This is a genomic window from Staphylococcus pasteuri (genome assembly GCF_030547725.1).
Lineage (GTDB): Bacteria > Bacillota > Bacilli > Staphylococcales > Staphylococcaceae > Staphylococcus > Staphylococcus pasteuri.
In genome coordinates, this window is sequence record NZ_JAUOQO010000007.1 from 92,267 (window position 1) to 113,041 (window position 20,775).

Annotated in this window: 19 protein-coding genes and 1 pseudogene; 18 read left to right on the top strand and 2 right to left on the bottom strand. The window is 30.6% G+C overall.

The window, feature by feature from the left end; translation table 11 throughout:
• Positions 1-193 precede the first annotated feature (193 nt).
• Entirely contained in the window at positions 194-928 is a 735-nt protein-coding gene (locus tag Q4528_RS09440; protein WP_046467164.1) for a MerR family transcriptional regulator, read from the top strand.
• A gap of 41 nt (positions 929-969) precedes the next feature.
• On the opposite strand, the pseudogene Q4528_RS09445 reads toward Q4528_RS09440, so the two are convergent.
• A pseudogene (locus tag Q4528_RS09445) lies at positions 970-1,749 on the bottom strand (NAD-dependent protein deacylase).
• A gap of 221 nt (positions 1,750-1,970) precedes the next feature.
• On the opposite strand from Q4528_RS09445, the gene Q4528_RS09450 reads away from it, so the two are divergent.
• The 14 genes from Q4528_RS09450 (at position 1,971) to Q4528_RS09515 (ending at position 14,397) form a co-directional block, all read left to right on the top strand.
• On the top strand, positions 1,971-2,726 hold the full coding sequence (locus tag Q4528_RS09450; protein ID WP_046467165.1) for a DeoR/GlpR family DNA-binding transcription regulator: 756 nt from the start codon (positions 1,971-1,973) through the stop codon (positions 2,724-2,726).
• A 285-nt stretch (positions 2,727-3,011) separates the two neighbouring features.
• Positions 3,012-3,440, top strand: a complete 429-nt coding sequence (gene lacA, locus Q4528_RS09455; RefSeq protein WP_046467166.1) for a galactose-6-phosphate isomerase subunit LacA — start codon at positions 3,012-3,014, stop codon at positions 3,438-3,440.
• Positions 3,441-3,457: 17 nt separating this feature from the next.
• Positions 3,458-3,973, top strand: coding sequence for a galactose-6-phosphate isomerase subunit LacB (gene lacB / locus Q4528_RS09460; protein ID WP_017638473.1), 516 nt, complete (start codon positions 3,458-3,460; stop codon positions 3,971-3,973).
• A 12-nt stretch (positions 3,974-3,985) separates the two neighbouring features.
• A complete protein-coding gene (lacC, locus tag Q4528_RS09465) occupies positions 3,986-4,918 on the top strand; it encodes a tagatose-6-phosphate kinase (protein ID WP_046467167.1) in 933 nt (310 codons plus the stop codon).
• Positions 4,919-4,921: 3 nt separating this feature from the next.
• Positions 4,922-5,893 carry a tagatose-bisphosphate aldolase gene (lacD, locus tag Q4528_RS09470; RefSeq protein WP_017638475.1) on the top strand — a complete coding sequence of 324 codons (972 nt, stop codon included), beginning with the start codon at positions 4,922-4,924 and terminating at the stop codon, positions 5,891-5,893.
• 31 nt (positions 5,894-5,924) lie between these two features.
• On the top strand, positions 5,925-6,236 hold the full coding sequence (locus Q4528_RS09475; RefSeq protein ID WP_023373578.1) for a PTS lactose/cellobiose transporter subunit IIA: 312 nt from the start codon (positions 5,925-5,927) through the stop codon (positions 6,234-6,236).
• Between the two features lie 5 nt (positions 6,237-6,241).
• Entirely contained in the window at positions 6,242-7,957 is a 1,716-nt protein-coding gene (locus tag Q4528_RS09480) for a lactose-specific PTS transporter subunit EIIC (protein ID WP_096807743.1), read from the top strand.
• Positions 7,958-7,975: 18 nt separating this feature from the next.
• Entirely contained in the window at positions 7,976-9,388 is a 1,413-nt protein-coding gene (lacG, locus tag Q4528_RS09485) for a 6-phospho-beta-galactosidase (protein ID WP_046467169.1), read from the top strand.
• Between the two features lie 105 nt (positions 9,389-9,493).
• Positions 9,494-10,354, top strand: a complete 861-nt coding sequence (locus Q4528_RS09490; protein ID WP_046467170.1) for an alpha/beta hydrolase — start codon at positions 9,494-9,496, stop codon at positions 10,352-10,354.
• Between the two features lie 226 nt (positions 10,355-10,580).
• On the top strand, positions 10,581-11,588 hold the full coding sequence (locus Q4528_RS09495) for an NADP-dependent oxidoreductase (protein WP_072291832.1): 1,008 nt from the start codon (positions 10,581-10,583) through the stop codon (positions 11,586-11,588).
• Between the two features lie 66 nt (positions 11,589-11,654).
• Complete coding sequence (locus Q4528_RS09500; protein ID WP_017638480.1) at positions 11,655-12,662, top strand: zinc-binding alcohol dehydrogenase family protein; 1,008 nt, start codon at positions 11,655-11,657, stop codon at positions 12,660-12,662.
• A gap of 346 nt (positions 12,663-13,008) precedes the next feature.
• On the top strand, positions 13,009-13,545 hold the full coding sequence (gene amaP / locus Q4528_RS09505) for an alkaline shock response membrane anchor protein AmaP (protein WP_017638481.1): 537 nt from the start codon (positions 13,009-13,011) through the stop codon (positions 13,543-13,545).
• 12 nt (positions 13,546-13,557) lie between these two features.
• Positions 13,558-13,797, top strand: a complete 240-nt coding sequence (locus tag Q4528_RS09510) for a DUF2273 domain-containing protein (RefSeq protein ID WP_002450482.1) — start codon at positions 13,558-13,560, stop codon at positions 13,795-13,797.
• Positions 13,798-13,881: 84 nt separating this feature from the next.
• A complete protein-coding gene (locus Q4528_RS09515) occupies positions 13,882-14,397 on the top strand; it encodes an Asp23/Gls24 family envelope stress response protein (protein WP_017638482.1) in 516 nt (171 codons plus the stop codon).
• Between the two features lie 138 nt (positions 14,398-14,535).
• Here the strand turns inward: Q4528_RS09515 and Q4528_RS09520 are convergent, their stop codons facing one another.
• Positions 14,536-16,494 (bottom strand): IucA/IucC family protein, encoded by a 1,959-nt coding sequence (locus Q4528_RS09520; RefSeq protein ID WP_303521353.1) that lies wholly within the window; start codon positions 16,492-16,494, stop codon positions 14,536-14,538.
• Positions 16,495-16,596: 102 nt separating this feature from the next.
• Between Q4528_RS09520 and Q4528_RS09525 the strand changes: the two genes are divergently transcribed.
• From Q4528_RS09525 to Q4528_RS09535, 3 genes are read left to right on the top strand one after another with little or no spacing between them, the layout of a single operon-like run.
• Positions 16,597-17,769 (top strand): MFS transporter, encoded by a 1,173-nt coding sequence (locus tag Q4528_RS09525; RefSeq protein ID WP_029055876.1) that lies wholly within the window; start codon positions 16,597-16,599, stop codon positions 17,767-17,769.
• Positions 17,769-19,526, top strand: coding sequence for an IucA/IucC family protein (locus Q4528_RS09530; protein ID WP_046467173.1), 1,758 nt, complete (start codon positions 17,769-17,771; stop codon positions 19,524-19,526). Before Q4528_RS09525 ends, Q4528_RS09530 begins: the two co-directional genes overlap by 1 nt.
• Before the next feature lie 3 nt (positions 19,527-19,529).
• The gene (locus tag Q4528_RS09535; RefSeq protein WP_046467174.1) at positions 19,530-20,597 is read left to right on the top strand and encodes an alanine/ornithine racemase family PLP-dependent enzyme; all 1,068 of its coding nucleotides are present in this window, start codon (positions 19,530-19,532) and stop codon (positions 20,595-20,597) included.
• The last annotated feature ends 178 nt before the right edge of the window (positions 20,598-20,775 follow it).

Sequence of the window (20,775 nt, forward strand, 5' to 3'; positions counted from 1 at the left end):
CTTCTCGAATCTTCGAGAAGTGCTTTTTTTGTTGGGATAAAATAAATTTTAAATTAATACTTGAAAGTGACGTTACGTTATCCCTTATGTTTAATTTATGGAGGGATTAAGATGAATAGTACTAATCAAGTTATGAGTTATTTAGTTATTTTAAAGGAAAAGAAAAGAAAATTTTTAAGCGGGGTGAGAAATTTTGGAATTTCAATATAGTTTAAAACAAATTATGGATATTACTGGAGTAACAAAGCGAACATTACATTATTATGATGAGATTGGTTTATTAAAAGTACAAAAGAACGAAAATAATTATAGGGTTTATAATCAAAATGATTTAGTTAGACTTCAAAAAATATTATTACTTAAAAATTTAGATATGAGTATAAAAGAAATATATAAAGTTATTGATTATAATGATGAACAATTAAAATCTGTATTAGAAAATCAAAAAGTGAGTCTAACGCAAAAAATAAATAATTTAGAAAATTTGAGAATAGCAATTGAAAAATTCATTAATAATATACCAATTGTAGAAATTGAAGAATTGAATCATGTACCTTACAAACAATATCAAGAAGAAGCAAAGATAAAATATGAAAATTTAGATGTTTACAAAACGTATACTAATAAACATAATGACCAATTACTTTCAAATAAAGAAAATATAGAAAGATTAGATCAGATTTTTGAAAAGTTTAATGGCTTAGCAATAAATAAAGTTAATATTAGTGAAGCTAAAGATGTTGTATATGAGTGGAAAGACCTGATGAATCTATATACTCATTTTGATAATGAATTACTATGTTTGATTGCTGACACTTATCATAACGATGTGAGATTCAAAAATTATTTCAAGAAATTTAATAATCCTTATCTAACTAGTTTTATTTCAGAAGCAGTCAATTATCATTTATCACAAGTTCAATCATAAAATAAACGCACTTCTCGAAAAATCGGGAAGTGCTTGTTGATTTAACTATTCAGTTGATCAATGACCTCAACCATATCCTCATTGATGACAAGTGAGGCTTCATTATCATAAGGAGTTGCATCTTTATTGATAATAACTAGATTGTCACCTTTAAAATTTGATACTAATCCAGCAGCAGGTTGCACAACTAGTGAAGTACCAAGTACAACCAACGCATCTGCATTTTCGATTTTTTGTAATGCATTCATAATCACTGATTGGTCCAACATTTCACCATACAGAACAATGTCAGGTCTAATAGTACTACCACATGCGTCACATTGTTTTAACTGTCTATCAAGCACGTCTTTTTTAGTGTATGACTTATGACATTTAGGACAATAGAATCTGTTTAATGTTCCATGTAATTCATCAACATGCTTACTGCCTGCATCTGAATGAAATCCATCAATATTTTGAGTAATAACCCCTAGAGATTGACCGTTGTGTTATAAATGAGCAATCCATTCATGTACACTATTAGGTAATTTATCAGCATAAATTAATCTTTTATGACAGAAATTGATAAATCCATCAGGATCGTCTTCAAAATAATCATGGCTTAATAGATATTCTGGTGAATAGCCGTCTTTTGAAATTTCATCAAATAGGCCTCCCATAGATCTGAAATCTGGAACGCCACTTGCTACAGATACACCAGCACCCGTAAAGAATACAATTTTCTCAGAGTTATCAATTAGTTGTTTTAAACTTTCAATTTTATTATTCAAAAATACACCTTCTTGTAAAAAATAGATTATACAGCATATCACTTTTAACATATGACTTCTTTACATTTATATATTATAGTAATAATGTTAAAGATATTGAAGTGATTTTATACATACTATTAAAATACAGTTGAACAATGTATTTTGCATACAATTAAAATTAGTAAATGATTAGGTAGATTCAGTATTTTTACTATTGAATAATCATGAATATTGATAAAAGATGGAAATTGAATGATGACACTGGCCTAATGTAAGGAGGTATTTATTTAGTGAATAAGCACGAACGTTTAGATGAGATTGCTAAGCTAGTCAATAAAAAAGGAACAGTGAGGACCAATGAAATCGTTGAAGGTTTAAATGTTTCTGATATGACAGTAAGAAGAGATTTAGTTGAATTAGAAAACCAAGGTGTTTTAACGAAAATACATGGTGGAGCACGTAGTAATTCAAATTTTCAATATAAAGAAATGTCACATAAAGAAAAGCACACACACCAAATTGAAGAAAAAAGATATATTGCTAAAAAAGCAGCCAGTTTAATTGAAGATGGTGATACATTATTTTTTGGACCAGGAACGACGATTGAAGTTCTTGCCGAAGAAATAAACCATCATTCTTTAACGGTGATAACAAATTGTTTGCCCGTTTATAAGATATTATTAGAGAAACAAACAACCAATTTCAGAGTTTATTTACTAGGTGGAGAAATGAGACATTTAACAGAAGCGTTTGTAGGTGAAATGGCAAACTCAGTATTAGAGAAGCTTCGTTTTTGTAAAATGTTTTTTAGTAGCAATGGCGTTAATAAAGGTAGTGTGATGACGTCTTCTTTAGATGAAGCCTACACACAGCAACTTGCAGTAGAACATTCAGTTGAAAAATATTTAATAGTAGATCATACCAAAATAGGAAAAAATGATTTTACTTCAATTTGTCACTTGGATGATCTGACCGCAGTTATAATGGATAATCAAGATCAAGAGAAGCTAGAACAAATTAAAACATATATAGAAGTAGTAGAATAATATATTACTTTCAGAATAAATGACCTCGAATCAAACGATTCGAGGTTTTTTATTTGAAATAATTACTTATTAAACGAATTTCAACATAATAAAACATTTTTCTGTGAAAAATCGAATATTTAGCTACAAATGTTTGGAAAAGTGTTTAATTCAAACAAAATACAAACATATTATGTTTAATTTATGTTGGTTTAAGTTTATAATTTAAACGTAAAGATTTGAAAGCCTTTTCTTTAAATATATATAAGATGCTTTTAATGACTATATTTGATAAGGAGAATTGCTATGACAATCATAATTGGATCAGATGTGGATGGTAAGCGTTTAAAAGATTTAATTAAAACATATTTAGTAGAAAGTAATTTTGATATTTTAGACGTTAATGAAGGTAAAGATTTAGATTTTGTAGATTCTACACTTGCCATTGCTAAAGAAGTACAAAAGAATGATGACAATTTAGGAATCGCAATTGATGCGTTCGGAGTTGGGAGCTTTATGGTTGCTACAAAAATTAAAGGTATGATCGCTGCGGAAGTGTCAGATGAAAGGTCTGCATATATGACAAGAGGTCATAATAACTCAAAAATGATTACGTTAGGTTCAGAAATCGTAGGGGACACATTGGCACAAAATGTAGTTAAAGGTTTTGTTAATGGACACTACGATGGCGGGCGTCACCAAATACGCGTAGATATGCTTAATAAAATGTGCTAATTAGAGGAGGATTAACAATGAAAATAGCATTAGGTTGCGATCATATTGTAACTGATACAAAAATGGAAGTTTCACAGTTTTTGAAATCAAAAGGTCACGAAGTTATCGATGTAGGAACATATGATTTCGCGCGAACTCATTATCCAATTTTTGGTAAAAAAGTGGGTGAACAAGTAACAAGTGGGAATGCGGATCTAGGTATTTGTATTTGTGGAACTGGTGTTGGTATAAACAATGCAGTTAATAAAGTACCAGGTGTTAGAGCCGCACTTGTAAGAGATATGACTTCTGCCCTTTATGCCAAGGAAGAGCTAAATGCAAATGTCATTGGTTTTGGAGGTAAAATCATTGGTGAACTTTTAATGTGTGACATTATCGAAGCCTTCATTGAAGCAGAGTATAAACCTTCTGAAAAAAATGAAAAATTAATTGCGAAAATTAAACATTTAGAAACACATAACGAAGACCAAACGAACCCTAATTTCTTTAATGAATTTTTAGAAAAATGGGATAAAGGCGAATATCACGATTAAAGGAAGACACATATGATATTAACACTAACTTTAAATCCGTCTGTAGATATTTCATATGTTATTGAAGATTTTCAGCTTGATACTGTGAATCGAGTATCGAACATTGATAAAACTGCTGGCGGAAAAGGACTCAATGTAACTCGAGTATTGAATCAACTAAACGAATCAGTTATAGCTAGTGGATTAATCGGAGGTCAACTAGGCGAATTTATTGAACAACAATTAGAAGACTCACATATTAAACATTCTTTTTTCAAAATTAAAGATGTTACTAGAAATTGTATTGCTATTTTACATCAAGGTAAGCAAACGGAAATTTTGGAAAAAGGGCCAACTATTAGTAAAAAAGAAGGACAAAACTTCTTAGAACACGTTGATGAATTGATTCGACAAACTAAAGTGGTTGTTATTTCAGGAAGTCTACCTAAAGGTTTAAATAACAATTACTATTTGAAGATTATTGAAAAATGTCATGATGAACAAGTTCCATTAATACTAGATAGCTCTGGAGAAACATTAGTATCTTCTTTAAAAGGATTACATAAGCCAACTGTTATAAAACCCAATATTGATGAACTATATCAGTTATTAGATCGACCTGTTGATGAAAGTATAGATGGGCTAAAACAAGCAGTAAATGATTCATTATTCAAAGATATAGAATGGGTCATTGTTTCATTAGGAGCAAAGGGTATGTTCGCTAAGCATCATAATCAATATTACAAAGTCAACATACCTTCTATTAAAGTATTAAATCCAGTTGGTTCTGGAGATTCTACAGTTGCCGGTATAGCTTCTGCATTGTTAAACAATGAAAGTGATGATGAACTTCTCAAGAAAGCTAACACATTAGGTATGCTCAATGCTCAAGAATCACGTACAGGATATGTCAATATCAAAAACTATGACGAATTATATCATCAAATTGAATTATTAGAGGTGTAAATAATGGTAAAAACTCAAAATAAAACGACAGCAATTTCACAATTAAGTAATGAAAATGGTGTTATTTCAGCATTAGCATTTGACCAACGTGGTGCTTTAAAGCGAATGATGTCTAAATTTCAAACAACTGAACCAACAGTTGAACAAATTGAAAAATTAAAAGTACTTGTAGCTGAAGAACTTACACAATATGCATCATCTATTTTATTAGACCCAGAATATGGTTTGCCAGCTACTGAAGCTAGAAATAAAAACTGCGGATTATTATTAGCATATGAAAAAACAGGTTATGACGTAAATGCTAAAGGTCGCTTACCTGACTGTTTAGTTGAATGGTCAGCTAAACGTTTAAAAGAACAAGGCGCGGATGCAGTCAAATTCTTACTTTACTACGACGTTGATGATGATGAGTATATCAATGTTCAAAAACAAGCATATATTGAAAGAATTGGTTCTGAATGCGTTGCAGAAGATATCCCATTTTTCTTAGAAGTTTTATCATATGATGACAATATTTCAGATAATAGCAGTGTTGAATACGCAAAAGTTAAACCTAGAAAGGTTAACGAAGCTATGAAATTATTCTCTGAACCACGTTTTAATGTGGACGTACTAAAAGTTGAAGTACCAGTAAATATGCAATATGTTGAAGGGTTTACTGATGGAGAAGTTGTTTATACCAAAGAAGAAGCGGCTCAACATTTTAGAAATCAAGAAGCATCAACGAATCTTCCATACATTTATTTAAGTGCAGGTGTTTCTGCAGAATTATTCCAAGAAACATTAAAATTTGCACATGAATCAGGGGCTAAATTTAATGGTGTACTATGCGGTCGTGCAACATGGGCTGGTGCAGTTCAAGTATATATTGAACAAGGTGAAGCCGCTGCACGTGAATGGTTAAGAACAACAGGATTTAAAAATATAGATGATCTTAACAAAGTACTAACTCAAACAGCGACATCTTGGAAATAACATAATTTAAATTGAGGGGAGTATATCGCTCATGAATAGAGAAGAAGTACAATTAATTGGTTTTGAAATAGTTGCTTTTGCAGGAGATGCACGGTCTAAATTTTTAGAAGCATTGACTGCTGCACAAAATAAAGACTTCGATAAAGCTGAAGCTTTAATTGAAGAAGGAAAAGGTCTTATTGCAGACGCGCACAAAGCACAAACAAGTCTTTTGGCTAAAGAAGCCCAAGGAGAGGATATCGCATATAGTGTGACAATGATGCATGGTCAAGACCATTTAATGACAACTATATTATTAAAAGATGTGATGTCACATTTAATTGAATTATATAAAAGAGGGTGAAGACCTTGATGAAAAAGTTAATTGCTCAAATTGAAAAGGGTAAACCATTTTTTGAAAAGTTATCGAGAAATATTTATTTAAGAGCCATTCGTGATGGCTTTATATCAGCAATGCCTGTTATTTTATTTTCAAGTTTATTCCTATTGATTGCATTTGTACCGAATGTATTTGGCTTTAAGTGGGATAAAGAGATGGAAGGCATTTTAATGAAGCCTTATAACTACACAATGGGTCTTGTAGCATTATTAGTTGCTGGAACAACTGCCAAATCTTTAACAGATTCATATAACCGCAAGTTAGAAAGTACGAATCAAATTAACTTTATTTCTACTATGCTTGCGTCAATTTGTGGATTTTTATTCTTAGCACCTGCTAAAGAAGGTGGATTCTTAAACGCATTTTTAGGAACAAAAGGTTTATTAACAGCGTTTATTTCTGCATTTGTAACTGTTATTGTTTATAACTTCTTTATTAAACGTAATATTACTATCAAAATGCCTAAAGAAGTACCTCCAAACATATCTCAAGTATTTAAAGATATTTTTCCATTTTCAGCAGTTATTTTAATTCTTTATGGATTTGATTTAACTGTTAGAGCAACAATCGAAACTAATGTTGCAGCAGCGGTTCTTAAAGTATTCGAACCATTATTTACTGCAGCAAACGGATGGATTGGAATCACAATTATCTTTGGTGCATTTGCTTTGTTCTGGTTTGTTGGTATACATGGTCCATCTATTGTAGAACCAGCTATTGCAGCTATTACATATGCAAACATTGAAGCAAACTTTAAGTTAATTCAAGCGGGTGAACACGCAGACAATGTTATTACCTCTGGTACTCAAATGTTTATCGTAACTATGGGTGGTACAGGTGCAACATTAGTAGTTCCATTTATGTTTATGTGGATAGCTAAATCTAAACGAAATAGAGCTATAGGTCGTGCGTCTGTGGTACCTACATTCTTTGGTGTTAACGAACCAATTTTATTTGGTGCACCTTTAGTATTAAACCCTGTATTCTTTATTCCATTTGTTTTAACACCAATTGTTAACGTATGGATCTTTAAATTTTTCGTAGATGTATTAGGGATGAACAGTTTTTCTGTTAACTTACCGTGGACTACACCGGCACCTTTAGGTATCGTCATGGGTACACAATTTGCATTATTATCATTTGTCTTAGCATTAGTATTAATTATTGTGGATATTATTATTTATTATCCATTCTTAAAAGTTTATGATAATGAAATTTTAGAAGAAGAAGCTGGTAATAAAGAAAGTAATAGCGAATTACAAGATAAAGTAGCAGCTAACTTTGATACTAAAAAAGCAGATGCAATATTAGCTTCACATTCTAATACAGAAGCAGAGTCAACATCTGACTTAACTAATAATATTACAGAACAAACGAATGTATTAGTCCTTTGTGCTGGGGGAGGAACAAGTGGATTACTAGCTAATGCACTTAATAAAGCAGCAGAAGAATATCATGTTCCAGTTAAAGCAGCTGCTGGAGGATATGGTGCACATAACGATATTATGAAAGATTATCAATTAATCATTTTAGCCCCTCAAGTAGCATCCAATTTTGAAGATATTAAACAAGACACTGATAAATTAGGTATTAAATTAGTTAAAACTCAAGGTGTCGAGTACATTAATTTAACACGTGATGGACAAGCAGCATTAGCATTTGTACAAAAACAATTTGAAAATTAGATAGGAGCGTTTTTCATAATGACTAAACAATTACCTGAAGATTTTATTTTTGGTGGAGCGACTGCCGCATATCAAGCAGAAGGAGCAACTCAAACTGATGGTAAAGGACGTGTTGCATGGGATACTTATCTAGAAGAAAATTACTGGTATACTGCTGAACCAGCAAGTGATTTTTATAATCGATACCCAATTGATTTAGAATTAAGTGAAAAATTTGGTGTTAATGGTATCCGTATATCAATTGCATGGTCAAGAATTTTTCCTAAAGGATTTGGGAAAGTTAATCCAAAAGGAGTAGAATACTATCATAATTTATTCAAAGAATGCCATAAACGTCATGTAGAGCCATTTGTTACGTTACATCATTTTGATACGCCAGAAGTATTGCATAAAGATGGTGATTTTTTAAACCGTAAAACCATTGAATATTTTGTAGATTATGCTGAATATTGTTTCAAAGAGTTTCCAGAAGTAAAATACTGGACTACTTTTAATGAAATTGGACCTATTGGTGATGGACAATACTTAGTTGGAAAATTCCCACCAGGAATTACATACGATTTCGGAAAAGTATTTCAATCACATCATAATATGATGGTTGCACATGCTAAAGCAGTAAAGTTATTTAAAGATGGTGGTTATAAAGGAGAAATTGGTGTTGTACATGCATTGCCGACTAAATATCCATTAAATCCTAACAACCCAGAAGACGTTAGAGCAGCAGAATTAGAAGACATCATTCACAATAAATTTATTTTAGATGCAACATACTTAGGTAAATATTCAAGAGAAACTATGGAAGGTGTTCAACATATTTTAGCTGTTAATGGTGGTAAATTAGATATTAAAGAAGAAGACTATCAAATTTTAGACGCTGCTAAAGATTTAAATGACTTTTTAGGTATCAATTACTACATGAGCGATTGGATGAAAGCATATGATGGTGAATGTCTCATCACACATAATTCAACTGGAGATAAAGGTGGATCAAAGTACCAATTAAAAGGTGTTGGCCAAAGAGAATTTGATGTCGATGTACCTAGAACGGACTGGGATTGGATGATTTATCCTCAAGGTTTATATGATCAAATTATGAGAGTTGTAAAAGATTATCCGAATTATCATAAAATCTATATCACTGAAAATGGATTAGGCTATAAAGATGAATTTATTGAATCTGAAAAAACAGTTCATGACGATGCTAGAATTGACTACATTAAGCAACATTTAAATGTTATTGCTGATGCAATTAAAGATGGCGCTAATGTAAAAGGTTATTTCTTATGGTCATTAATGGATGTATTCTCATGGTCAAATGGTTATGAAAAACGATATGGATTATTCTATGTAGATTTTGATACACAAGAACGTTATCCGAAGAAAAGCGCATATTGGTATAAACAAGTAGCTGAAACAAGAGAAATAAAATAACTTATAAAACAAGGTGTATTTAAAATAATGCGCCTTGTTTTTATGTGCGGTGGTTGTAAAAATACTATATACTAATAGAATATATAAAATAGAAGAGGTAATCTAATGAAAGCAAAATGGCTATTAATTATAAGTATTTTAATCATCGCATTCATTGCAATTGCTACAGTGATGATTACACGTCAACATCATTCTACTAAAGTAAACGATCAACGTTTTATAAAAAGTCATACGGCTACTATCTTTTTACATGGATATGGTGGAAGCGAAAAGTCTGAAACGTTTATGGTAAAACAAGCAACTCAACAGGGTGTAACCCAAAATGTAATTACAGCTAAGGTAGATAGCAATGGTGAAGTTAACTTCAAAGGACATATGAAGTCAAAAGCTATAAACCCTATTATTAAAATAGAATTGGAAGATAATAAAAATGGGGACACATCACAAAACGCAAAAAATATTAAAAATGTTTTATCCCAGTTAAAAACAAAATATGAAATAAAGAAATACAATTTCGTAGGTCATTCAATGGGCAACTTATCCTTTGCATATTTCATGAAAATGTATGGTACAGATAAAAAGTTACCACAATTAAATAAAGAGGTTAATATAGCAGGTACTTTTAACGGCGTATTAAATCTAAATGAAAAAGTAAATGAAATTAGTGTTGATAAAAATGGTAAGCCAAACAAAATGACTGATAATTTTAAAGAATTATTACCGCTGAAAAATATTTATAAAAATAAAGATATCAAGGTATTGAATATATATGGAGATTTAAAAGACGGCACACATTCGGATGGACGTGTCTCTAATAGTTCATCAAAGTCACTTCAATACTTAATTGGCAATAGTGTTAGTAGTTATAAAGAATCTAAATATACAGGTGAATCTGCTCAACATAGTCAATTACACGAAAATAAAAAAGTTGCCGATGAAATCATAGAATTTTTATGGGCTAAATAAAAAAAGGTACAGTTTCTAACTGATATGAATTCGTACTTAATTATTAAAATTAATCGGTTAAGTCGAAAACAGCTAGAGATTGTACTTTTTTATATTTTTTAAGAAATCACTACCACGATTCATTCTTAATTTAAAATTTTATTTTCTTATACAATTAAGTTGGCATGATTTAGACATCTTGAATTGAGGTATTTAAATATTATCAATAATTAAAAAGGATGATTTCATGGATAATAAACAAATTATTTTTAATAAATACCCTGAAGGTATGCCACAAGATGATACATTCAAATATGAAGACATAGATATTACTGAGCCTAAAAATGGTGAAGTACAACTAAAAACATTATATATTTCAGTGGATCCATATATGCGTGGAAGAATGTCTAAAGGAGATTCTTATGTTCAACCATTTGAAATAGGACAAACTATAGAAAGTCACGTTGTAGCACAAGTAACTGCATCACAAGTAGATGGATTTAAACAAGGTGATATTGTTACCGGCGTATTACCATGGAAAAAATATAATACTGTAACTAGTGATAAAGTACGAGTTGTACCATCTACTGAGGTACCGTTAGAATTATATTTAAGTGTATTAGGTATGCCAGGACAAACTGGTTATCATGGATTATTAGATATTGGTCGTCCTCAAGAAGGTGAAACTGTTGTTGTATCAGCGGCATCTGGAGCGGTCGGTTCTGTTGTAGGTCAAATTGCTAAAATTAAAGGATGTCGTGTTGTTGGTATTGCTGGTGGACCAGAAAAAGTATCTTACCTAACAGACACATTAGGGTTTGATGCAGGTGTTGATTATAAAGACAATCAATTTTCAAGTAATCTAGAACAAGCATTACCTGATGGCGTTGATGTATATTATGAAAATGTTGGTGGCCAAATTAGTGATGAAGTATTCAAACATTTAAATCGTCATGCGCGTATACCTGTATGCGGTTCTATTTCTGCATATAATCACCCTGAAGAAGACATTGGACCAAGAATTCAAGGAACATTAGTGAAAAAACAAGCTATGATGAGAGGATTCTTAGTAGCCGAATTTGCCGATGATTTCAAAAACGCAAGTGAACAATTAGCTGAGTGGGTACAACAAGGTAAAATTAAAACACAAACATCAGTTGAAGAAGGTTTTGATAAAGTTCCTAATGCTTTCAGAAACTTATTTACTGGAAATAACTTCGGTAAGCAAGTAATTAAAGTAGCAGATGTTGAATAAATTCTTTAAAATTAAAAGAAAACAAAGCTCATATTTATTTATAAATATTGATAGAGGTGGCTTAATATGAAAGCAATAGGATTTGAAAACCCATTTACTTTAGATCAAGGTAATCAGTTTAAAACTTTTCAGTTGAATACACCCTCACCTTCAGGACATGATATTTTAGTGAAAGTACAAAGTATAAGTGTCAACCCAGTTGATACGAAACAAAGACTGTTGCCTGTCGAACAATCACCAAGAATACTAGGCTTTGATGCAGTTGGCACTGTTGAAGCTGTTGGAAATGAGGTCACAATGTTCAAAGTAGGAGACACTGTGATGTATTCTGGTTCACCGAATCAACATGGTTCTAATGCTGAATATCAATTGATACAAGAAAACTTAGTTGCACACGCACCTAATAATATTTCAGCTGAACAATCAGCGAGTTTGCCTTTAACAGGGCTCACTGCATCAGAAACATTATTCGACTGCTTTAATATCTCATATAATCCAGACGATAATAAAGGTAAGTCTTTATTAATTATTAATGCTGCAGGTGGAGTTGGAAGTATCACTATACAAATAGCTAAATATTATGGATTACATGTGATAACAACTGCATCTAGAGAAGAAACCCAAAAATGGTGTTATGATTTGGGCGCTGATATTGTTTTAAATCATAAAGAAGATTTAAAACAACAACTCATAGAACATGATATTAATGAAGTAGATTATATCTTCTGTACATTTAATACTGATATGTATTATGAAAAAATGATTGATATGATTAAACCACGAGGTCATATTGCAACTATAGTAGCCTTTAATGATAAACAAGATTTAAACTTACTTAAGCCTAAAAGCATTACGTTCTCACATGAATTTATGTTTGCTAGACCTATTCATCAAACAAACGACATGATTAAACATCATGAATATTTAAAAGATATAGCTATTAAAGTAGAACAGGGACATTATCAACCAACTACGACACAAGTATTAAATGGTCTAACTGAAGATAATTTATATAAAGCGCATCAAATATTAGAGAGTCAATCAATGATAGGTAAGTTAGTCATTAATATTTAAATTGAATAAAAATAAGTTGACTAAAGGAAAGTCGATTGAATATCACGAGTATTCAATCGACTTCTTTAGTTAATATATGGTTTAAAGATTATATTATGAAATAATAGTAAAACGTATTTGTTCTATTAGTAATTAATAATACTAAAGATAAAAAATATTTTAAGATTTTTTGAAATAAACGTTTTCAATAACAATTAATTGGGAATAAAGCATATAAGTAGTACTTAATTAAATATTAAAACTGATAAATTAGTTTTAAATTATTGGTTTTACTTTATTTATGATAGGGTACTCATTTTGTGTGATACTAAAAAGTAAAATATTAATTGAGGAGGTGTCATACGAGGTGAAAAGACTTAAAAACTTTATCCTTGGCTTACTTATCGTAGTCATTGTTGGTTTCTTATTGTTTATGTATGTTAAAGACAGTCGTATTTCTCAATACCAAGACTACTTCTTACAATTCAATTGGTTCCAACCACTATTGATTGGGCTAGCAGGATTATTAATATTAATCGGTTTAATATTAGTATTAAGCATATTCAAACCTACGTATCGAAAACCTGGATTGTATAAAGAATTTGATGATGGACATGTATATGTATCAAGAAAAGCTGTTGAAAAAACTGTTTACGATACTATTGCAAAATACGATCAAGTTAGACAACCTAATGTTGTCTCAAAAATGTACAATAAGAAAAAGAAATCATTTATTGATATAAAAGCAGATTTCTTTGTACCAAACAATGTACAAGCTACATCTTTAACAGAAAGTATTCGTTCAGATATTAAACAGAATGTTGAACACTTTACTGAAATGCCAGTAAGAAAATTAGAAGTAAACGTCAAAGATCAGAAAACTTCTGGTCCAAGAGTGTTGTAAGGGAGGGATATCATGGCTAACAATAATAACCAAAATGGACAAGACTCTACGCAACAACTTATTAACATATTGAAAACTTTTAAATGGAGAATCATTGGATTTTTAGCATTTTTACTTATAGCTATATTATTCCTAACTTTAGGTTTTTGGAAAACAATCTTAATAATTGTTTTATGTTTAATAGGAATTGGTATTGGGTATATTAAAGACCGTACACAAGACTTTTTGAATTTTCTAAATAGATGGAGTTAACGTAACTCTAGACATTTAAGATATTCATATTAACTTTTTATAAAACTAACAATTAAACATTTTATTGATAAAGGAGAATGCAAAATGGCAGTAGATAACAATAAAGCAAAACAAGCATACGATAACCAAACAGGTGTTAACGAAAAAGAAAAACAAGAACAACAAAAACAACAACAAGAAAATCAACAACCACAATTTGAAAATAAATTAACTTTCTCTGATGAAGTTGTTGAAAAAATCGCTGGTATCGCAGCTCGTGAAGTTAAAGGTATCTTAGACATGAAAGGCGGATTCACTGATAGCTTTACTAACGCTTTCTCAAGTGGTAATAACGTTACAACAGGTGTTTCAGTTGAAGTTGGCGAAAAACAAGCTGCAATCGACTTAAAAGTAATCTTAGAATATGGTGAATCAGCACCTAAAATCTTCCGTAAAGTAACAGACTTAGTTAAAGAACAAGTTAAATATATTACTGGTTTAGAAGTTGTAGAAGTTAACATGCAAGTTGACGATGTAATGACTAAAAAAGAATGGCAACAAAAACATGAAAAAGATAACAACCAAAACAACAACAATAACGACAGACAAGGTTTACAATAATCTGTCATTCAAGTTAGTTGGTTGAACAATCATTAAATAAAAGAATCCGAGAGACCTTCATATGAGTGTCTCTCGGATTCTTTTATTTGTTATATAATTTATTAATGACAACCTGACAACTGTTATAAATTCTATACATTAAACATGTAATGGATTGTTCACTTTAATATAAGTATATTCATGTGCTTCATCTTCTAAGCGCATCGTTGTAACACATTTATAATCAATCGTTTTGGCAAACATAACGTCTTTGATTTCTGAAATTCTTTCTTCTGAAATATGAGTAATATCGTTTAAAATTTGCTCTATGATAGTTGCAATATCTTTCCAAATATTTGCTTCTAAATCATTAACATTTGATGATTGTGCAACAGTTAATACTAACTCACCTAAATGATTTTGTACTGTTGAATAGAATGCTTTATTAAATACAGTTGTTTTAGAGTTAGTTAAAATGCGAGATTTTTCATGAAAATCATCTGTTGAATATCCCATATCATTTAAATATGCTTTATCAATGCGTAATCCTTCAAAATCTCTTACATATAAGTGATTTAAAGAACCATCTTCATTAAAATGAACAATTGAATTTTGTAAATGTGCTTCAAGCGCAATTCCATATTTGGTTAATAGCGGCATTACAATACCTAAAAGCGCTTTACTATATTCTTTCATCCATGCTCGAGCAGCACTTTCATATGACGTATGTTGATAATGAGTTTGATATAACTTTATCAGAGATACGATTGGTGCTTCTGTATTGTATGGATAATAAGATACTAAACTAGATGGAATCATAGATATTATTCCATTTTTAAGTTGATTATTAATATTTGTTCTGAATAATGTACCTAGTTGTTCGCTACGTTCTGTTTGTAACGGGTCTTGATCATGAGAATTATAAAAGTGAATGCCAGCAATTTCATCAACAATTGATGAATCATACGGTTTGAATGTTGCATCACTATTTAAAATTTGATTTAAAATTTTTGTCATAAGAGGTCCGTTATGTGTTGTTTGTTCAGACAATGTACGAATCTCTCCTGTGATATGAACATTGGTTGATAGTTTGATATGTGGGTCACTATTAGGCGCTTTAGGCATTAATGTTCTAAATGATAAACCGGCATAATAAGATAAAGTATATTGTGATTTGATAATCATTTGTTGAGCAATTTCATCGTGATAATCTCGGTCTAGAACTTCATCATATTGCCAAGGGTGGACAATCATAACTTGATAATCATCTATATTAAGCTGATGATGTTGTTGCATTTCCTCTTGAAGTTTTTGATACATACTTGGGAACAATTGCTTAATAGTGTCGTTATATGACATTGATAATGATTGAACATTACAAAAACGATGATGTATCAGTATTACTTTAAGCGAGATAGGTTGTGAGAATTCTGATGAATACATAAATGTTTCATTTGAATTCATACCTTTTCTCAATTTAGCACCGGGATGTAGTGGGTGACCTTCTATAACAGCTTGTTCAGATCGTAAATAGCTGTCCTCATCACTTTTTATAATGTCGAATAAAGTTCTTGACTCGTCTTGCATTGAATACGACTGGTAGCTCATTGCGAATATCATATTAGCCGCACTATTATTTAAATCATCTTTAAATTGATTACTTGCCTCATTATTTAATTCTGGTGCTTCAATTAATATCCAATCTAGAATATCATTTGGATGTTCTACGCGATGAAATGTCTGATCTGATTCTGTATTAGATTTATAAAAAAATGGACCTTTCACATCTACACGATTGAAAGCATGCTGACCACTAATAGGGGCATATAGTAATTTTTGTGCAGACTTAAATTCTATTTCTAAAACATTAGTAGTTTCGCAAGTTAAGGATTCAATTTTATCAGAATTAAGTATTCTACTATGATCATTACCATGAACAAGATTTTCTCTATGTATAGATGTAACTAATCGCTGTGTAACCTTATCGCGACCATTAGCAATTTGATTAATAAAATGGTTTGCCCATTCTGGATGTGATTGACTTAAGAAATCATATGCATCTTGCTCATCCTTAGTCATATATAAATTATTTTTATTTGTGTTTTTAATTGAATTCATATTTCACCTCTAAAAAAATATTTTACAAAAATTAATAAGATTTGTATAATCCATATTAATGATAATGATTATTATTATCAATTAAAAAGACAGGTGAAATTTATGGCAAAATTTTTCTTTTCCAGTTCATTTCTTCTGTTTTTGGGGAATTGGATTGGGCAAATCGGTCTCAACTGGTTTGTGCTTACTACATATCATAACGCAGTTTATTTAGGTTTAGTTAATTTTTGCCGACTCGTACCGATTTTAATATTAAGTGTATGGGCTGGTTCTATTGCTGATAAATATGATAAAGGAAATTTATTACGTATTACAATATCTTCATCATTTTTAGTTACAGCAATATTATGTGTATTAACTTATACCATTGATAATATTCCTGTGTATTTTATCTTAATATATGCTACGTTACGTGGAATGTTAAGTGCTGTTGAAACACCGGTTAGACAAGCCGTTTTACCAGAGTTATCTAATAAAATTACAACAACACAAGCTGTCTCATTCCACTCATTTATTATCAATATTTGCCGTTCAATTGGTCCTGCAATTGCTGGTGTTATATTAGCAGCTTATCATGCACCAACAACGTTTTTAGCCCAAGCACTTTGCTATCTCTTAGCAGTTGGTCTATGTATACCGATTCATATTAAAGCAACAGAATTAGGTAAAAATAATAAAGAGATGTCACTTAAAGTAGTGATGAATTATTTCAAACACAATTTAGAAGCAAGTAAAATCTTTATCACATCTCTATTAATTATGGCAACTGGTTTTTGTTATACGACAATTTTACCTGTTCTTACAAATCATGTATTTCCAGGTCAATCTGAAATATTTGGTATAGCTATGACTTGTTGTGCGATAGGCGGTATTGTGGCCACTATTATTTTACCTAAAATACTTGATCATATTAATGCAGTAAAAATGTATTATTTGAGTTCTTTTCTATTTGGCTTAGCATTATTAGGAATTATTATTCACAATTTAGTTGTGATGTTTATTTGTATTTCGTTAATTGGATTGTTTAGTCAATGGGCAAGAACAACCAATAGAGTTTATTTCCAAAATAGTGTTAAGGATAGCGAAAGGGGTAAGGTATTAAGTATTGTTATGATGGATCGCGGCATGATACCTTTAGGAAGTTTAATTATGAGCTTCTTTGCGGATCAATTCGGTGTATTAAATACATTTTTAATTATGGGCATTAGTACTGTAGCTATTTCAGTCATCTTTTACTTAATGCAACGAATTACTAAAATTGGAGGAATTTCATAATGGAGCGCAATGAATGGTTACTTGCGGATGAAAATATTCAGCATCGGATATTGAATGCAATCATCAAAGAACAAATATGTCCAGAAGATGCCAAAATAAATAAATCATTTGAAAACATCGAGTTACAATATCATGGCCGTGTATTAACTGGCCGTATTTTAAGAAAAAGTATGTTGGAAAGGTATGTATTTGATGGACAGTTTACATATCAATGTGCTGAACAAAAAATCCAAATTAGTAACCTAGAACAGCTACTAAAAATATTAAATGACCAATTTGATATCAAAATATCTGATCGTTTATACCGAGAATTAATTCATAGTAGAGACAGTTTTGTTGAAACATATAAACAATTCAATAATAGAAAATCACTTATACATCAAAGTATGAAATTTTCTATGTTACCAGATACTATAAACTTTTTTACTTGGTTACAACATTTAAATGCTAATGATACTACTGATGATTTAAGTTATTCAGAAAGTTTAGTTATTGAAGGACATCCAACTCACCCTCTAACTAAAACGAAATTACCGCTGACTAAGGATGAGGTTCGTAGATATTCACCGGAATTCGAAAAAATTATACCATTACATATTATGCTAGTTTCTTCTTCGGAAATGGTTACGACATCCATGGAAGGGGATGACCAATTTATAATAAATAATGTCATCCCAGAATTAAAAGATAAAATACAACATTTTTTAAATCCTTTTGATTTGAGTGTGGATGACTATAGAGCAATATTTGTCCACCCTTGGCAGTATGACCATGTGATTGGAGATAAATTTAAAACGTGGATAAGTGAAAAAATATTAATCCCAACTTCATTTACAGTAGATTCAAAAGCAACATTATCATTTAGAACTATGGAATTATTAAAACGACCTTTCCATGTTAAGCTTCCAGTAAATGTTCAAGCTACTAGTGCTGTACGAACTGTATCTACTGTAACAACTGTAGATGGTCCGAAATTAAGTTATGCATTACAAGATATGCTGAATATTTATCCTGAGTTAAAAGTAGCTGCAGAACCATTTGGAGAATATATTAATACAGATCCTGATTTAGCTCGACAACTCGCTTGTATTATTCGAGAAAAACCAGAATTAAATCAAGTAGGTTCAACGATTGTCAGTGCGAGTTTAGTTAATCGTAATCCAGTTGATCTTGAGGTGGTTGTAGATAGTTATATTAAATGGCTGGACAATGAACTTACTAAAGATAATATTGAACGTTTTATGCGTGAATATACACGTACTTTAGTGAAACCACTCATTGCGTATATTCAAGATTACGGTATTGCATTAGAAGCTCATATGCAAAATACAATAGTTAATCTTGGACCTGACTATCAAATTACATTTTTAGTAAGAGATCTAGGTGGATCACGTATAGATATCAAAACGCTTCAGCAAAAATTACCGCACATTGAAATAACAAATGAAAGTTTAATAGCTGAAAATATTGAAGCGGTTATAGCTAAATTCCAACATGCAGTGATTCAAAATCAATTGGCTGAATTAATCCATCATTTTAATCAATATGATTTTGTTAATGAGAACATCTTATTTAAGATTGTGCAACAAGAAGTAGAATCAGCTATTGATAGTAATAAAAATCATGCGCATGCATTATATCAAGTACTATTTGGTTCAACGATTTCAGTTAAAGCATTATTAAGTATGAGAATGGAAAATAAAGTTAAAAAGTATTTAAATACAGAATTGGACAATCCAATAAAAAAAGAGGTGTAGTACATGGCAAATTTAAAAATAAATTTATCAAAAATACAATATAATGCCAAAGTACTTCAAACAATTTTAGATTCTAAGCAAATACATTTTACACCAGTGATTAAATCTATAGCTGGAGATAGACAAATTGTACAAAAATTAATTGATTTAGGAATCACACATTTCGCAGATTCCAGATTAGAAAATATCAGTCAATTAAATGATTTTAATTGTTCTTATACTATATTACGATCCACAAAACAATCTAAGTTAGCTGACATGATTCAATGTACAAAAATAAGTATACAAACTGAATTAAACACTATTTTTGAAATCAATCGTATTGCTAAAAAACTAAATATAAAACATCAAGTGATTTTAATGGTTGATTGGAAAGATGGTAGAGAAGGCATACTAACTTATGATGTCGTAAAATATATTGAACAAATTTTACAACTATCTCATATTCAATTGGTAGGAGTATCATTTAACTTCATGTGTTTCAAATCAAAATTACCAATTGAAGATGATGTGTTTATGATTAATAAATTTGTTAGTGCTATAGAACGAGAATTAGGTTACCGTATGACCATAGTTTCAGGTGGCAACTCAAGTATGTTACCGTTAACAATGTATAATGATTTAGGTAAAATAAATGAATTACGAATAGGAGAAACACTATTTAGAGGTGTCGATACTACTACAGATAGAGCAGTAGCACATTTATATCAAAATACCATTGTACTCGAAGCGGAAGTTATAGAAATTAAACCACGTTTAAATCACATAACAAATCAATCATATTTACAAGCTATTGTTGATATTGGATATATAGATACAGATACTACTCACATTACTCCGATAGCAAATGATATTCATATATTAGGTGCGTCTAGTGACCATTTAATGATTGATTTAAATAATCAGGATCATTATCAAGTAGGTGATATGATTCAATTCGAATTAAGTTATGAAGCATTATCACGCTCAATGTATAATAAAAATCTTGAAAAAGTTTATATACTAGATTCAAAAGTAGAAACCCTCATAGAAAGTTTTAATCAGTCTTTATGTTCAATGCATAAATCATAATTAAATATAAATTTTAATAATTAAGAGTACCGACACATGCAAACTTAGTTAAATTTGCACACAGTGTTGATTACTCTTTTTTTATTCTCCTAAAAAATCCAATTCCATCAAATTATTAATACGAAAAGTAATATATATTTAAAATGTATTCAGAGGACTCAAATTAATTTCAAAAATT

What these genes read in the sequence shown, in the direction of transcription:
- Q4528_RS09510 (WP_002450482.1), top strand. Translation starts at nt 13,558, where the DNA reads ATGGCTAACAATAATAACCAAAATGGACAAGACTCTACGCAACAACTT.
- Q4528_RS09500 (WP_017638480.1), top strand. Translation starts at nt 11,655, where the DNA reads ATGAAAGCAATAGGATTTGAAAACCCATTTACTTTAGATCAAGGTAAT.
- lacG (WP_046467169.1), top strand. Translation starts at nt 7,976, where the DNA reads ATGACTAAACAATTACCTGAAGATTTTATTTTTGGTGGAGCGACTGCC.
- Q4528_RS09520 (WP_303521353.1), bottom strand. Translation starts at nt 16,494, where the DNA reads ATGAATTCAATTAAAAACACAAATAAAAATAATTTATATATGACTAAG.
- Q4528_RS09475 (WP_023373578.1), top strand. Translation starts at nt 5,925, where the DNA reads ATGAATAGAGAAGAAGTACAATTAATTGGTTTTGAAATAGTTGCTTTT.
- Q4528_RS09530 (WP_046467173.1), top strand. Translation starts at nt 17,769, where the DNA reads ATGGAGCGCAATGAATGGTTACTTGCGGATGAAAATATTCAGCATCGG.
- lacA (WP_046467166.1), top strand. Translation starts at nt 3,012, where the DNA reads ATGACAATCATAATTGGATCAGATGTGGATGGTAAGCGTTTAAAAGAT.
- Q4528_RS09535 (WP_046467174.1), top strand. Translation starts at nt 19,530, where the DNA reads ATGGCAAATTTAAAAATAAATTTATCAAAAATACAATATAATGCCAAA.
- Q4528_RS09495 (WP_072291832.1), top strand. Translation starts at nt 10,581, where the DNA reads ATGGATAATAAACAAATTATTTTTAATAAATACCCTGAAGGTATGCCA.
- Q4528_RS09525 (WP_029055876.1), top strand. Translation starts at nt 16,597, where the DNA reads ATGGCAAAATTTTTCTTTTCCAGTTCATTTCTTCTGTTTTTGGGGAAT.
- Q4528_RS09515 (WP_017638482.1), top strand. Translation starts at nt 13,882, where the DNA reads ATGGCAGTAGATAACAATAAAGCAAAACAAGCATACGATAACCAAACA.
- lacB (WP_017638473.1), top strand. Translation starts at nt 3,458, where the DNA reads ATGAAAATAGCATTAGGTTGCGATCATATTGTAACTGATACAAAAATG.
- lacC (WP_046467167.1), top strand. Translation starts at nt 3,986, where the DNA reads ATGATATTAACACTAACTTTAAATCCGTCTGTAGATATTTCATATGTT.
- lacD (WP_017638475.1), top strand. Translation starts at nt 4,922, where the DNA reads ATGGTAAAAACTCAAAATAAAACGACAGCAATTTCACAATTAAGTAAT.
- Q4528_RS09490 (WP_046467170.1), top strand. Translation starts at nt 9,494, where the DNA reads ATGAAAGCAAAATGGCTATTAATTATAAGTATTTTAATCATCGCATTC.